14 protein-coding genes are annotated in these 15,569 nt (G+C 54.0%); 4 read left to right on the top strand and 10 right to left on the bottom strand.

From position 1 onward, the window contains the following. Positions 1-30: 30 nt before the first annotated feature. From rseP to rpsB, 8 genes are all read right to left on the bottom strand, one after another. Positions 31-1,383, bottom strand: a complete 1,353-nt coding sequence (gene rseP, locus O1724_RS04415) for a sigma E protease regulator RseP (protein ID WP_003856174.1) — start codon at positions 1,381-1,383, stop codon at positions 31-33. Positions 1,384-1,394: 11 nt separating this feature from the next. Next, the gene (cdsA, locus tag O1724_RS04410) at positions 1,395-2,252 is read right to left on the bottom strand and encodes a phosphatidate cytidylyltransferase (protein WP_003856175.1); all 858 of its coding nucleotides are present in this window, start codon (positions 2,250-2,252) and stop codon (positions 1,395-1,397) included. A 12-nt stretch (positions 2,253-2,264) separates the two neighbouring features. Further along, positions 2,265-3,023, bottom strand: coding sequence for a (2E,6E)-farnesyl-diphosphate-specific ditrans,polycis-undecaprenyl-diphosphate synthase (ispU, locus tag O1724_RS04405; protein WP_003856176.1), 759 nt, complete (start codon positions 3,021-3,023; stop codon positions 2,265-2,267). A 185-nt stretch (positions 3,024-3,208) separates the two neighbouring features. Continuing rightward, positions 3,209-4,408, bottom strand: coding sequence for a 1-deoxy-D-xylulose-5-phosphate reductoisomerase (ispC, locus tag O1724_RS04400; RefSeq protein WP_023315432.1), 1,200 nt, complete (start codon positions 4,406-4,408; stop codon positions 3,209-3,211). Positions 4,409-4,500: 92 nt separating this feature from the next. Continuing rightward, positions 4,501-5,058, bottom strand: a complete 558-nt coding sequence (gene frr, locus O1724_RS04395; protein WP_003856180.1) for a ribosome recycling factor — start codon at positions 5,056-5,058, stop codon at positions 4,501-4,503. 167 nt (positions 5,059-5,225) lie between these two features. After that, the gene (gene pyrH, locus O1724_RS04390) at positions 5,226-5,951 is read right to left on the bottom strand and encodes a UMP kinase (protein WP_003856194.1); all 726 of its coding nucleotides are present in this window, start codon (positions 5,949-5,951) and stop codon (positions 5,226-5,228) included. 149 nt (positions 5,952-6,100) lie between these two features. Continuing rightward, on the bottom strand, positions 6,101-6,952 hold the full coding sequence (tsf, locus tag O1724_RS04385; protein ID WP_003856196.1) for a translation elongation factor Ts: 852 nt from the start codon (positions 6,950-6,952) through the stop codon (positions 6,101-6,103). 117 nt (positions 6,953-7,069) lie between these two features. Continuing rightward, positions 7,070-7,795 (bottom strand): 30S ribosomal protein S2, encoded by a 726-nt coding sequence (gene rpsB / locus O1724_RS04380; RefSeq protein ID WP_003856207.1) that lies wholly within the window; start codon positions 7,793-7,795, stop codon positions 7,070-7,072. Between the two features lie 321 nt (positions 7,796-8,116). Between rpsB and map the strand changes: the two genes are divergently transcribed. From map to O1724_RS04360, 4 genes are all read left to right on the top strand, one after another. After that, on the top strand, positions 8,117-8,911 hold the full coding sequence (gene map, locus O1724_RS04375; RefSeq protein WP_003856208.1) for a type I methionyl aminopeptidase: 795 nt from the start codon (positions 8,117-8,119) through the stop codon (positions 8,909-8,911). Between the two features lie 62 nt (positions 8,912-8,973). Further along, positions 8,974-11,649 (top strand): bifunctional uridylyltransferase/uridylyl-removing protein GlnD, encoded by a 2,676-nt coding sequence (gene glnD, locus O1724_RS04370; RefSeq protein WP_003856210.1) that lies wholly within the window; start codon positions 8,974-8,976, stop codon positions 11,647-11,649. A 32-nt stretch (positions 11,650-11,681) separates the two neighbouring features. After that, a complete protein-coding gene (gene dapD / locus O1724_RS04365) occupies positions 11,682-12,506 on the top strand; it encodes a 2,3,4,5-tetrahydropyridine-2,6-dicarboxylate N-succinyltransferase (RefSeq protein WP_003856214.1) in 825 nt (274 codons plus the stop codon). A gap of 111 nt (positions 12,507-12,617) precedes the next feature. Next, positions 12,618-13,004: a DUF3461 family protein gene (locus O1724_RS04360; RefSeq protein WP_003856216.1), complete on the top strand. Its 387-nt coding sequence runs from the start codon at positions 12,618-12,620 to the stop codon at positions 13,002-13,004. 72 nt (positions 13,005-13,076) lie between these two features. Here the strand turns inward: O1724_RS04360 and O1724_RS04355 are convergent, their stop codons facing one another. Both O1724_RS04355 and O1724_RS04350 read right to left on the bottom strand, forming a co-directional pair. After that, positions 13,077-14,168 carry an IS4 family transposase gene (locus tag O1724_RS04355; RefSeq protein ID WP_227661289.1) on the bottom strand — a complete coding sequence of 364 codons (1,092 nt, stop codon included), beginning with the start codon at positions 14,166-14,168 and terminating at the stop codon, positions 13,077-13,079. A 197-nt stretch (positions 14,169-14,365) separates the two neighbouring features. Beyond that, positions 14,366-15,523, bottom strand: a complete 1,158-nt coding sequence (locus tag O1724_RS04350) for a CdaR family transcriptional regulator (RefSeq protein WP_003856217.1) — start codon at positions 15,521-15,523, stop codon at positions 14,366-14,368. Positions 15,524-15,569: the final 46 nt, after the last annotated feature.

The raw sequence follows: 15,569 nt of genomic DNA, 5'->3' as shown, positions 1-15,569 counted from the left end.
GTTATTATGCGTTCTTCCTAACTAACTCTCTTACAACCGAGAGAAATCATTGAAAAGTGCAAGCCCCATTAACAGCACCAGCAAAATCGAGCCAATGCGATAACTAAAGTCTTGAACTCGCTCGGATACCGGTCCGCCTTTTAGCTTTTCAATCGCTAAAAACAGCAAATGGCCCCCATCTAGTACGGGAAGCGGGAACAGGTTGATTATCCCCAGGTTCACGCTAATCAGCGCAAGGAACATGAGATAGTAAATCACCCCGAACTCCGCTGACATCCCAGCCCCCTGAGCAATCGAAATTGGCCCACTGAGGTTGTTCAGTTTCACATCACCGGTTATCAATTTCCCCAACATGTTGACCGTAAGCTTCATCAGCTGCCATGTTTTATCCGTGGCCTCAACGATGGCGCTAAACGGCCCATACTGGCGTATTGTCTTGTACTCATCTGGCAGTGGGATCACTTTCGGCACAACGCCGGCAAACCCTTCCGCCTTACCGCCGCCCGATTTGGTATCCGGGGTGAGAGTCAGTGAGAGCGAACTCCCCTGCCTTTCCACTTCCAGCGCGAGCGGCTTGCCTGGATTATCGCGCACCAGAGTAACAAAGGTCATCCATTGTGTTAATGGCTGACCATCGACTTTAACGATCCTGTCACCCGCTTGTAAACCTGCTTTACTCGCTGCCGATTTGGCCTGTACTTCGGCTAATACCGGCTCGATCTGCGCGCCGCGCGGTCGAATCCCGAGTGCGGCGACAGGGTCCTCTTTGTCTGGCTCAAAGCGCCAGTGGCGTAAATCCAGCACTTTTTCCTGCCGCTGGTCGGAACCAAATGGCGATACGCTGACGGTTGTCTGCTCATCACCGATTTTGGCAACCAGTTGTAACCTCACGGCATCCCAATCAGGGGTTTCGATACCATCAATCGCTTTAAGTTCCATTCCCGGTGTAATTTGCGCCGTTGCCGCAATAGAACCCGTGGTGATTTCGCCCACGACCGGGCGCACGCCAGGCACGCCGATGATAAACACCAGCCAGTAGGCGAAGATAGCGAAGATGAAATTGGCTACCGGGCCGGCAGCGATGATGGCAGCACGTTGTCCAACAGTTTTATTGTTAAACGCGCGATGGCGAAGTTCCGGGGCGACAGGCTCAACGCGTTCGTCGAGCATTTTGACATAGCCGCCCAGGGGAATCAGAGCAATGACAAACTCGGTGCCATGCTTATCGGTACGCTTCCAGAGCGATTTGCCAAAGCCAATCGAGAATCGCTCCACCCGCACACCACAGCGCCGGGCAACCCAGAAATGGCCAAATTCATGCACGGTAATCAGTACACCCAGTGCAACAATGAACGCCGCCAGATTCCAGAGAATGCTCAGCATAAAACCTTCCGTTATATCGTCCCAAACACCAGTAAAAGCAGGCAAGCAAATACAGGAACAGCCGCGGTAAGGCTGTCAATGCGATCCAGTATTCCGCCATGTCCTGGAATCAGGTGACCACTGTCCTTAATCCCTGCTTCACGCTTAAACATACTCTCGGTTAAATCACCCAGCACCGATGCCAGCGCCGCGAAAATCGAACATACCAGCAGCGTGGAGGGGGCAACCTCAAGATTCGCCCAGACGCCATAGCCCCAGGAGATAATCGCTGCCGTAAACAGGCCGCCAATGAAGCCTTGCCAGGTTTTGCCCGGAGAAACCTTTGGCGCCAGTTTATGTTTGCCGAATAGTTTACCAAACATATAGGCCCCGGAGTCAGCCCCCCAGACGAGAATCATCACATAAAGCAGCCATATCGCGCCGCTGTAGTGGTTTTCGTCATAGTGCCAGGCGCGCAGCGCAACCATCCCCCAGAAAAAGGGAACAATCGTGAGCAGACCAAAAATAAGGCGCAACACTTTAGAGTTACGCCAGATCGCCGCAGAGCCCGGATAGAAAAGCACTAAAACAAGCGCAGCAATCCACCAGGCCAGCGATATCCATAAGGATCCGGCAACCAGCGGCTGGTGAACATCGTGATGATATTCAGGCAAGGTATACAGCATCAGGGCCAGTAAAAAACCACAGAGTACCGCCAGCCATACCCGCTGAGTGCGCGAGGTAAAGCCGCTAAGCTGCCCCCATTCCCACGCGGCGAGCATACACACCACCAGCGTAACAATAGCGAATCCCACCGGAGGCAGTAAAAACAGCGCTGCGATGACGACGGGTATTAATACAAAAGCGGAAATCAGGCGATACTTCAGCAAAAGCTACCCCCATCAGGCGTTATCGCCACCAGGCTCGGTGCCGCCGAAACGACGCTCTCGATTGGCAAAGGCATGCAGCGCACCTTCAAAGTCTTGTTCATCAAAATCTGGCCAAAGAACATCCGTAAAGTAAAGTTCGGCGTAGGCAATTTGCCACAGCAAAAAGTTACTAATGCGATGCTCCCCCCCTGTCCTTATAACCAAATCCACGGGTGCCAGTTCATTCATGCAGATTTGCTGACTCAGCGCCTCTTCATCAATCTGGTCGGGTCTTAACAGCCCTTCCTGAACCTGCTCAGCCAGATGCCGAACCCCCTGGATAATATCCCAGCGTCCGCCGTAATTCGCCGCGATATTGAGCGTCAGGCCGGTATTATTTTCCGTCAGCGCTTCTGCTTTGCGAATCCGTTCCTGCAAACGTGAGTTAAAACGACTGGTTTCGCCAATAATACGCAAGCGGACGTTGTGGCGGTGCAGGCTTTTTACTTCGCTATCGAGCGCCCACACGAACAGTTCCATCAACGCAGTCACTTCCTGCGCAGGTCGATTCCAGTTCTCACTGCTAAAAGCATAGAGCGTTAACGCATCAATGCCGTTATTGGCGGCAAAAGAAACGGCGCGGCGAACAGATTTCGCCCCAGCTTTATGCCCAAAGGCTCGTATCTTCCCTTGTCTTTTCGCCCAGCGGCCATTGCCATCCATGATGATTGCAACATGGCGACAGCCATGTGCTGGCAAGTTTTCGCTTATTGGTTGATTCGCAGACAACATAACGCGTTTTTAGTCCCTGAAAGGATTTAACGGTACACAGGAATACTGAAGCCTATACATAAAAAAGCCGTGTCAAACCACGGCTTACCTGACCACTTAAAGCCAAATACCTGCGATCAGGTGGCGCAGACTATATCACTGAAGCCCAACGCTAACAAATAGCACGACGACTAGTGCTTGCTTTATCACCAGCTTGCGAGACGTGTCACCTGTTTACGCGCAACAATGCGTGCCTGTTCATCCACGGCCAGCACCTCTTCCACGCTCTGCGGCTCACGCAAATCCATCATCTCCAGCACGGATAAATTCAACGCGGCGATATCAGTGAAGCGGATCTGCTGATTCAGGAATGCTTCAACGGTCACTTCATTGGCTGCATTAAGCGCCGTTGTCGCCGCCTGCCCCTGATCGAAGGCCGTCATCGCCAGTTTCAGACAGGGATAACGGTCGTAATCAGGCTCGCTAAACGTCAGTGAACTCAGCTTGCAAAAATCGAGAGGCTTAACGCCCGATTTTACGCGGTTTGGCCACGCCATTGTATGAGCAATTGGCGTACGCATATCCGGTTCGCCCAGCTGGGCCAGCACGCTGCCGTCCTGATAGCGCACCATCGAGTGAATCACCGACTGCGGGTGGATCAGCACTTCCATCTGTTTCGCCGACGCATTGAACAGCCAGCGAGCTTCAATGTATTCCAGACCTTTGTTCATCATGGTGGCCGAATCGACGGAGATCTTACGCCCCATTGACCAGTTCGGATGACGACATGCCTGATCCGGCGTCATTGCGCTCAATTCAGACAGTGGCGTTTCACGGAACGGGCCACCAGACCCGGTAAGCAGAATCGACACAACGCCATTCTGCTCCAGGTCAGCGTACCCCAGGTTTTGTTGAAAAGGTTGGGGTAAACTCTGAAAAATGGCGTTGTGCTCGCTATCGACCGGCAAAAGACGTGCCCCACGCTGTTTTACCGCCTCCATAAAGAGACGTCCGCAGGTGACCAGCGACTCTTTGTTCGCAAGCAGGACATCTTTTCCCGCATCGATCGCGGCAAGCGTCGGCAGAAGACCCGCCGCCCCGACGATTGCCGCCATAACCTGATCGACTTCATCAAGCGCGGCCATATCGCACGCCGCCTGTTGCCCGCTGAGCACCTCGGTACGGCAGCCCTTCTCCTGCAACAGCGCTTTTACCTGGCGGGCGCTCTCTTCATCATCCATCACCGCAAAACGGGGGGTAAACTCCAGGCACTGTTCGACCATTCGCTGCACGTTTTTTCCGGCCACAAGCGCGGCTACGGTGTAGCTGTCAGGATTATGACGTACAACGTCGAGAGTGCTGCAACCGATAGAGCCGGTCGAGCCGAGGAGAGTGAGATGCTTCATGAGATGCCCAAAAGTTAGACCAGATAAAAGCAAAACGCCGCCAGCAAGACTCAATGTCCTTCTGAACGGCGTTTATCAGTGTACAGCGAAAATCAGAACTGCATCAGTTCCGCTTCTTTTTCTGCCAGCGCCGCATCAATTTTCTTGATCGCCGCGTCGGTCATTTTCTGAATGTCGTCCTGAGAACGACGATCGTCGTCTTCGCTGATCTCTTTTTCTTTCAGCAGGGCTTTCACTTTATCGTTCGCATCGCGACGCACGTTACGTACGGAAACGCGACCCTGCTCAGCTTCACCGCGAACCACTTTGATCAGGTCTTTACGACGCTCTTCCGTCAGCGGAGGCAGTGGTACGCGAATATCCGCGCCCGCTGAGCTTGGGTTCAGACCCAGGTCAGATGCCATGATCGCTTTTTCAACGGCCGGGCTCATTGAGCGATCGAACACGTTGATTTTCAGGGTACGGGTATCTTCTACCGTCACGCTCGCCAGCTGACGCAGTGGCGTAGGCGTACCGTAGTATTCTACGATGATGCCATCCAGCAGGCTTGGGGAAGCTCGGCCAGTACGGATTTTGCTGATTTGGTTTTTGAACGCTTCTACGCATTTGTCCATGCGTACTTCAGCATCTTTTCTGATGTCGTTAATCACGTTACGGATCCTTGAAAACTTGTCTCAGGCAGACTATCCGCCAGCACAGCGCTACAGGTGTGCTAAGTATAGTCGCGTTTAATTCATGACAACGCCAAAGGCGCGCCCGGGTAAGATACCACGTCGAAATAAAGCGGAATCTTACCTGTATTTATCGCCGACGGAAATTATTCCGTGATCAAAGTGCCTTCTTTTTCGCCCATAACAACGCGACGCAGCGCGCCAGGCTTGTTCATATTGAAGACACGGATCGGCAGTTTGTGGTCACGAGCCAGCGTAAAGGCGGCAAGATCCATCACTTTTAGCTCTTTTTCCAGCACTTCGCTGTAGCTCAGCTGATCGTACATGGTCGCTGAAGGATCTTTTGCCGGGTCGGCAGTAAACACGCCATCTACTTTGGTCGCTTTCAGCACCACATCGGCTTCGATTTCGATACCGCGCAGGCAGGCTGCGGAATCGGTGGTAAAGAACGGGTTACCCGTACCGGCGGAGAGGATCACCACGCGGTTGTTGCGCAGCAGGCTGATGGCCTCTGCCCAGCTGTAGTTATCGCATACGCCATTCAAAGGAATAGCGGACATCAGGCGAGCGTTCACATAGGCGCGATGAAGCGCATCACGCATCGCCAGGCCATTCATCACGGTTGCCAGCATACCCATGTGGTCGCCCACTACGCGGTTCATCCCCGCTTTCGCCAGACCAGCACCACGGAAAAGGTTGCCACCGCCAATGACCACGCCAACCTGAATACCCAGTTCGACCAGTTCTTTGATTTCCTGTGCCATGCGATCAAGGATGCTTGCGTCAATACCGAAGCCTTCCGATCCTTGCAGCGCTTCGCCACTCAGCTTAAGCAGAATGCGTTTGTACACGGGTTTTGCATTGGTAGCCATGTTTCTTTCCTGAGACTGTCAACGATTAAGATGGGGTTAATTCTGGCGACATGATATGTCGCAAATCAGCACAGCGATACTGGAGCCTGTCTGATTTCGTGAGACGGGTGACAAAAAGAAGCCGCCCTCAGGCGGCTCCTTTTCAATCATTAAGACTGCTTGGACATTGCAGCAACTTCTGCTGCGAAGTCAGTCTCAACTTTCTCGATGCCTTCGCCCACTTCGAAGCGGATGAAGCCAGTTACATCAGCGTTGTGCTCTTTCAGCAGCTGAGCAACAGACTTGCTTGGATCCATTACGAAAGGCTGGCCAGTCAGAGAAACTTCGCCGGTGAATTTCTTCATGCGGCCTTCAACCATTTTCTCTGCGATTTCTTTTGGCTTACCAGACTGCATCGCGATGTCCAGCTGAACCTGGTACTCTTTCTCTACCACTTCAGCAGACACGTCTTCTGGCTTAACGAATTCTGGTTTGCTTGCAGCGATGTGCATTGCCAGCTGTTTAACCAGCTCTTCGTCAGCGCCTTTAGCCGCAACCAGAACACCGATACGCGCGCCGTGCTGGTAAGAGCCCAGAACGTCACCTTCCAGGGAAGCAACGCGACGGATGTTGATGTTCTCACCGATTTTAGCAACCAGCGCAACACGCTCTTCTTCGAACTGTGCTTTCAGAACTTCAACGTCAGTGATTTTGCCTGCAACCGCTGCGTCCAGAACTTTGTTAGCAAATGCCTGGAAACCAGCATCTTTAGCAACGAAGTCAGTCTGGCAGTTAACTTCCAGAATGATGCCGTAGTTGCCGTCGATTTTAGTGATGATCACGCCGTCAGCAGCAACGTTGCCTGCTTTCTTAGCTGCTTTGATCGCACCGGATTTACGCATGTTTTCGATTGCCAGCTCGATGTCGCCGTTCGCTTCGGTCAGCGCTTTTTTGCAATCCATCATGCCTGCGCCAGTACGCTCACGCAGCTCTTTTACCAGGGATGCGGTAATTTCAGCCATTCTTAAATCCTCGGGAGATGTGAACTGCCCGGCCGGGAGCCAAACAGTATAAATTGAAAAAAGGGGCCGATAATGGGCCCCTATTCATACACGGTACTAATAAGGGGTAAAACCTTATTATTCAGCTTCTACGAAGCTTTCTTCCGCCTGAGAAGCCAGATCCTGGGAACGGCCTTCACGAACGGTAGCAGCTACAGCGCTCAGGTACAGGCTAACAGCACGGATTGCGTCGTCGTTACCCGGGATAACGAAGTCAACACCGTCCGGATCGGAGTTGGTATCAACGATAGCGAATACCGGGATACCCAGGTTGTTAGCTTCTTTGATTGCGATGTGCTCGTGGTCTGCATCGATTACGAACAGCGCGTCTGGCAGGCCGCCCATATCTTTGATACCGCCCAGGCTGTTTTCCAGCTTGTCCAGTTCACGAGTGCGCATCAGCGCTTCTTTCTTAGTCAGCTTATCGAAAGTACCGTCCTGAGACTGGGTTTCCAGATCTTTCAGGCGCTTGATGGACTGACGAACAGTTTTCCAGTTGGTCAGCATGCCGCCCAACCAGCGATGGTTCACGAAGAACTGGTCGCAGCTGTTAGCAGCATCTTTCACAGCTTCGCTTGCAGCGCGCTTAGTACCAACGAACAGAATCTTACCTTTACGGGAAGAGATCTTGTTCAGCTCAGCCAGGGCTTCGTTGAACATTGGTACAGTCTTCTCAAGGTTGATGATGTGAACTTTGTTACGTGCGCCGAAGATGAAAGGCTTCATTTTCGGGTTCCAGTAACGGGTCTGGTGACCGAAGTGAACACCAGCCTTGAGCATGTCGCGCATGGAAACAGTTGCCATGTTTAAAACCTCTATATTGAAAGTTGGGGTTATGCCTCCACGTATCCCATATTACCGACCCCGAAGGGCACCCCGGAATATGTGCCGATACGTGTGTGTTGTTACACAAAGTGAGATTTGTCGCTCCCGTCCAGCCTGTGTATCTGAGATGGATCGGAAGTCCGGCGCGCTTTATATCACAAAACACGGCCAGAAACCAATAATTGTTGGCGGAGTGTGCTGTTAATGATTCTCAATTTGGCACGGGGTGCGCCTGACTGATACCATTGACAACACTTACACTAGTATTGTCGAAAAAATCGACACCGATGGACAGATTACATGGCTATCTCTATTAAGACACCTGAAGAAATTGAAAAGATGCGCGTCGCCGGTCGTCTGGCCGCGGACGTGCTGGAAATGATTGAGCCGTTTGTGAAACCGGGCGTCAGCACTGGCGAACTGGATCGCATCTGTAACGACTATATCGTCAACGAACAGCACGCGGTCTCCGCCTGCCTTGGCTATCACGGTTTCCCGAAATCCGTCTGCATCTCTATTAATGAAGTGGTTTGCCACGGCATTCCGGATGACGAGAAGCTGCTGAAAGATGGCGACATCGTCAACATCGACGTGACCGTCATCAAAGACGACTACCACGGCGACACCTCTAAGATGTTCATCGTTGGCAAGCCAACGATTCTGGGCGAGCGTCTGTGCAAAGTAACGCAAGAGAGCCTCTACCTGGCGCTGAAAATGGTGAAGCCGGGCATCCGCCTGCGCACCATCGGCGCCGCAATCCAGAAATTTGTGGAAGCGGAAGGTTTCTCCGTGGTGCGCGAATATTGCGGTCACGGTATTGGTCGTGTGTTCCATGAAGAACCGCAGGTTCTGCACTACGATGCAGACGACGGCGGCGTAGTGCTGCAAAAGGGCATGACCTTCACGATCGAGCCAATGGTCAACGCGGGTGATTACCGCATCCGTACCATGAAAGATGGCTGGACGGTAAAAACCAAAGACAGAAGCTTGTCTGCACAGTACGAGCATACTATTGTGGTTACAGACAACGGCTGCGAAATTATGACGTTGCGCAAGGATGACACCATCCCGGCGATACTGACGAACATTGAGTGATAAGAAGCCGGCGAATGCCGGCTTTTTTAATGGCGATAGCTTTTTCTTATGGGTGGCGCACGATGAGTAATCTCTTACCCGAACAGTATGCTAACACAGCACTTCCCACCCTCCCCGACCAGCCTGATAACCCGGGCGTCTGGCCACCGCATGAACTGACCTGCGCGCATATCAAAGCCCACATGGAGGTTTTCCATCGCTGGCTGGGAAGCGCATTTGACGCAGGCGTTTCGGCCGAGCAGCTCATTGAAGCGCGCACCGAATTTATCGACCAGCTCCTGCAACGTCTCTGGATCGACTACGGTTTCGGACAGGTGAGCGACGTCGCGCTGGTTGCTGTTGGTGGCTATGGCCGGGGTGAACTGCATCCGCTCTCTGATATCGACCTGCTGATCTTAAGCCGTAAAAAACTGCCGGACGATCGGGCGCAGAAAATCGGTGAACTGTTGACCCTGCTCTGGGACGTAAAGCTGGAAGTGGGCCACAGCGTACGCACGCTGGAAGAGTGTCTGCTGGAAGGGTTATCTGACCTGACCGTCGCCACCAACCTGATTGAAACCCGCCTCCTGATTGGCGACGTGGCGCTGTTCCTCGAACTGCAAAAGCACATCTTTAGCGACGGCTTCTGGCCTTCGGAAAAATTCTTCGCTGCGAAAGTCGAAGAACAAAACCAGCGCCACCAGCGCTATCACGGTACCAGCTATAATCTCGAACCGGATATTAAAAGCAGCCCCGGTGGCCTGCGCGATATCCACACGCTGCAATGGGTCGCCCGTCGCCATTTTGGGGCAACATCGCTGGACGAAATGGTCGGGTTTGGTTTTCTGACCGAAGCCGAACGTAACGAACTCAATGAGTGTCTGCATCTGCTGTGGCGCATCCGTTTTGCCCTGCACCTGGAAGTCACCCGCTACGATAACCGCCTGCTGTTTGACCGACAGCTCAGCGTGGCGCAGCGCCTGAATTACCAGGGCGAGGGCAACGAGCCGGTCGAGCAAATGATGAAGGATTTCTTCCGCGTCACCCGCCGCGTCTCTGAGCTGAACCAGATGCTGTTACAGCTGTTCGATGAGGCGATCCTCGCGCTGACGGCTGACGAAAAACCGCGTCCGATTGATGACGAATTTCAGCTGCGCGGCACGCTGATCGATCTGCGCGACGAAACGCTGTTCATTCGCGAACCGGAAGCGATCCTGCGAATGTTCTATACCATGGTGCGCAACAGCACGATCACCGGGATCTACTCCACTACCCTGCGTCATCTGCGCCATGCACGGCGTCATCTGAAGCAGCCGCTGTGTTACATCCCGGAGGCGCGCTCGTTGTTCCTGAGCATGCTTCGTCATCCGGGCGCCGTCAGCCGCGGACTGCTGCCAATGCACCGTCACAGCGTGCTGTGGGCCTATATGCCTCAGTGGTCGCATATTGTCGGGCAGATGCAGTTCGACCTGTTTCACGCCTATACGGTGGATGAGCACACGATCCGCGTCATGCTGAAGCTGGAAAGTTTCGCTAAAGAAGAGACGCGATCCCGCCATCCGCTGTGCGTTGATCTGTGGCCACGTCTGGCACACCCGGAGCTGATCCTGATCGCTGCTCTGTTCCATGATATCGCCAAAGGTCGCGGCGGCGACCACTCCGTACTCGGTGCCCAGGACGTGCTGAAATTTGCCGAGCTGCACGGCCTGAACTCGCGTGAAACGCAGCTTATCGCCTGGCTGGTTCGCCATCATCTGCTGATGTCGGTTACCGCTCAGCGTCGTGATATTCAGGATCCGGAAGTGATCAAGCAGTTCGCCGAGGAAGTGCAAACGGAGAACCGCCTGCGCTACCTGGTCTGCCTGACGGTAGCCGATATCTGCGCCACCAACGAAACCCTGTGGAACAGCTGGAAGCAGAGCCTGCTGCGCGAGCTGTATTTCGCTACCGAAAAACAGCTGCGTCGCGGGATGCAGAATACCCCGGACATGCGCGAGCGTGTGCGCCATCACCAGTTGCAAGCGCTGGCCCTGCTGCGCATGGATAACATCAACGAAGAGGCACTGCATCAGATTTGGGCGCGCTGTCGCGCCAACTACTTTGTACGCCACAGCCCAAACCAGCTTGCCTGGCACGCCCGGCATCTGCTGAAGCACGACCTGACGAAACCGATGATTCTGCTTAGCCCGCAGGCCACACGCGGCGGGACGGAGATCTTTATCTGGAGCCCGGACCGGCCTTATTTGTTTGCAGCGGTCTGTGCCGAGCTGGACAGGCGTAACCTGAGCGTTCACGACGCGCAGATTTTTACCACCCGCGACGGCATGGCGATGGACACCTTTATTGTGCTGGAGCCGGACGGCAGCCCGCTATCGTCGGACAGGCATGAGGGGATACGCTTTGGCCTTGAGCAGGCGATTACGCAGCGCAGCTGGCAACCTCCGCAGCCGCGCCGTCAGGCGGCAAAACTGCGCCACTTTACCGTCGATACCGAGGTCAATTTCCTGCCGACCCATACCGACCGTAAATCGTTCCTTGAGCTGATTGCGCTCGACCAGCCAGGGCTACTCGCCCGCGTCGGCCAGGTTTTTGCCGATCTGGGAATTTCGCTTCACGGCGCCCGAATTACAACGATTGGCGAACGAGTAGAAGATTTATTTATAATCGCGACGGCCGACCGGCGTGCCCTTAATAATGACCTGCAACTTGAAGTGCAACAACGGTTGACAGCAGCCCTCAATCCAAACGATAAAGGGTGACGTGTTTTTTAGTGAAATGGAAAGAGTAAACAATGCAGCAGTTACAGAACGTTATTGAGTCCGCTTTTGAGCGTCGCGCCGACATCACTCCGGCAAATGTGGATACCGTGACCCGTGAAGCGGTAAACCAGGTTATTTCCCTGCTGGATTCCGGCGCGCTGCGCGTGGCAGAAAAAATCGACGGTCAGTGGGTTACTCATCAATGGCTGAAGAAAGCTGTGCTGCTCTCTTTCCGCATCAACGATAACCAGGTTATCGACGGAGCAGAAAGCCGCTACTTCGATAAAGTGCCAATGAAATTTGCGGATTACGACGAAGCGCGCTTCCAGAAAGAGGGCTTCCGCGTAGTACCACCGGCAGCCGTTCGTCAGGGGGCATTCATCGCACGCAACACCGTGCTGATGCCATCCTACGTGAACATCGGCGCCTACGTTGACGAAGGCACCATGGTGGACACCTGGGCTACCGTCGGCTCCTGCGCGCAGATCGGTAAAAACGTTCACCTGTCCGGCGGCGTGGGCATCGGTGGCGTTCTTGAGCCACTTCAGGCTAACCCAACCATCATCGAAGACAACTGCTTCATCGGCGCACGTTCCGAAGTGGTTGAAGGCGTGATCGTCGAAGAAGGTTCTGTGATCTCCATGGGCGTGTACATTGGCCAGAGCACCCGTATTTACGATCGCGAAACCGGTGAAATTCACTACGGCCGCGTTCCAGCCGGTTCCGTTGTGGTTTCCGGCAACCTGCCGTCTAAAGATGGCAAATACAGCCTGTATTGCGCGGTCATCGTGAAAAAAGTGGACGCGAAAACGCGCGGTAAAGTAGGCATCAATGAACTGCTGCGCACCATCGATTAATCGGGTATAACAAAAAGCGGGGACAACCCCGCTTTTTTTATATCCGAAGGTGGCGAAAATAGATTTTTTCGTTAATTATTCATAGGTTATGTTGAGATCAAGGGTACCGCTATGTACGATAATCTGAAAAGTCTGGGCATTACCAATCCTGATGAAATTGATCGTTATAGTCTTCGCCAGGAAGCCAATAACGATATTTTGAAAATCTATTTTCACAAGGACAAAGGAGAGTTCTTCGCCAAAAGCGTGAAGTTTAAATACCCTCGCCAGCGTAAGACCGTTGTCGCTGACGGTATCGGTCAGGGATATAAAGAAGTACAGGAAATCAGCCCTAACCTGCGCTACGTGATCGACGAACTCGATCAAATCTGCCAGCGCGATCGCAGCGAAGTCGATCTGAAACGTAAGATCCTTGACGACCTGCGTCACCTGGAAAGCGTAGTCACCAATAAGATCAGCGAGATTGAAGCGGATCTTGAGAAATTGACGCGGAAATAAGTTATTCCGGTGCGGTCTGATGCCCTCACCCCGGCCCTCTCCCACAGGGCTGAGGGATCCCCAGTAATATGGTCATGCCACCATGACCATATTACTGTACTCTTTTCCCAGCTTTTTCATCTCGTTACCTATATTCAGTCGCCTTACTTTATCAGGCTCATGCCGGATCACTTCTTCTGCCAGACTCAGGTAGGACAGAACCCGTTTATGCCTGACGCTGCTTGCCTGATAGTGCCTGTGTAAGCACTGTCTTTCGGCCCTGTAGCCTGCCAGCCACATCACCAGACTTGCCATCGCCGCCACCATATTCAGTACTTCCAGTCGTCCTTTTCCCTGGCTCCGGCTCAGCCTCAGACCGAACCCGAAGCGCGGACTCTTGTCGTCCCGGAAGTTTTGTTCTATCTGCATTCTGCGGCTGTACAGCGCCATTATCTGGTGTGGCTCCAGACCTTCTGCATTACTGAACAGCAGCCACGGCTCCCGTGCGCTGCTGCGGTGTTCCCGCTGTGTTTTTGGCATTCCGCCCTTTCCATGACGCCCTGCTTCCGGGCGCCTGTGCAGATAAAACCGTCCGTAACAGGGCGTACGTGGTTTACGGGACAGGACACCGTGCCCCACGCAGACCGGTTGCCCGGAGGCCTCAAGCTCGCTGATTTTCATCCACTTTTTTTCTCCGTCCAGCCGGAAGCTGATGCAGCCCCTGACCCTGCCGGTAAAGCTCCAGCCCAGCTGGCTGACATGCCGGAACCAGTCTGTTCTGAAGCCGGCATCCGTAATGACGGTGACGGCTTTATCTTTCGGGATGGCATCATGGAGGCGGTCAAGGAAGCGACACTGTACATCGCTGTTCTGCGCCAGCTCTGCGGGAACCACCTCACTCATAAGAGGAAGTGAACGACCATTACAGAGCAGGCTTGCCCGCAGAAGATGCCAGTTCCTGTCATGCCAGCCTGTCCAGTCGACAGCGATAACACAGAAGGGCATCACGGAGGTGATGGCATGTGTGAGGTGGTGCTGAATACGGGGAATATCACGCTGGAGAGCGGTATTGCCCAGGGCACGGTCAACCCGTTTAATTTTATTTTTGACGTGCGCCCTGCCGGGCAGGGTTCGTCCCAGGCTGGTCAGGGTCAGTCTGGCGCCGTGGGTGAGGGCAACAGCCATGGAAACAAGGACATTAACCCGAAAGCTGTGAATGTCCGGTAAAGACGCGGAGAAAAATTTCTGGCAGACTGTCTGTAAAGGCACGATGAGGTCTCTTCTGATTTGTTAGCGCAACCAGTAGATCACACTTCATCGTGCTTTTCATTTTTCTGGGGAACCCTCAGCCCACAGGGAGAGGGTGAAAACCGCACACAACCTTATCTCTGCTCATCCAGCTGCAACGCCACATACAGCAGTAGCCGGTCGTCAAAATTCCCTAAATCCAGCCCCGTCAGTTCCGAGATCCGGTTAAGCCGATACTCCAGCGTATTACGGTGAATAAACAGCGCTTTTGACGTTGCCAGCGGCTGCACGTTATGCCGGAACCACGCCTGCAACGTGCGGCGCAGCAGCCCGTTGTTGTCCATCGCTTTCAGACGCACCAGCGGGCGCGCCAGCTCGTTGGCCTGCCAGCCACCGCGCAGGCTGTCGAGCAGGACCGGCAGCATCAGATCCTGATAGAAATAACTGCGGCTCTCCGGCATGCGCTGTTTACCCACCATCATGGTGGTGCGCGCCGTTCGCCATGAACGGGCGATACTCCCCGGCCCGGTAAAGTAATTTCCCAGCGCGACGCGAAAACGGAGCTGTCCGTTCTCCTTCATGCGCTCGATGAGCAGCTCAACGCGGCGACGATGATCTTCCGCGTCCCAGCGGCCAAACTGATTAAGCGCAGGCTTGAGCACCACCATTTCCGTTAAAGAGACGATTGCCACCAGGTTGTTACGCTCCGGCGTCGCCAGCATGTTTTGCAGCTGCTGTAGCTCCACCATGGCGCTGTCCACGCCAAGCTGGCCGCTATCCACCTCAATAACGGCAACCACGCGCGGCTGATTCAGGTCGATACCCAGACGCTGCGCCCACTCGCTCAGGGCAGGCGTATGCTCCTCCGCCTGAATCAAATTCATCACCAGCTCTTCGCGCAGGCGGCTGTCCTGGGCGAGCAGGTGCATCAGACGCGACTGCTCCAGCATCATCTCCGCCGTCATGCAGACCAGCTCACCGTATTTACGCAGCGATTCAGGATCGCCGGTCAGACCGATAACGCCAACAATCTCTCCTTCCAGACGCAGCGGCAGGTTGATCCCCTGACGAACCCCGTGCAGATGTTTCGCCACGGCGTCATCGATGTCGACCACGCGCCCCTGAGAGAGCACCAGCAACGCCCCTTCGTGCAATTCCCCAATACGCTCACGATCGCCGCTGCCGATAATGCGCCCACGGGCATCCATTACGTTGATATTGGTATCAATGATGCGCATGGTTCGCGCCACGATATCCTGCGCCATTTTGGTATCAAGATGCCAGCCAGCCATAAAACCCTCCCGTGAGCAGAGCTCAAGCATAGGGAAGTTCAGCTAA

The organism is Enterobacter cloacae complex sp. HYC074_NIDB (assembly GCF_056673345.1).
The sequence above is the reverse complement of the archived record's forward strand: the minus strand, read 5'-3'. Positions and strand labels throughout refer to the sequence as shown.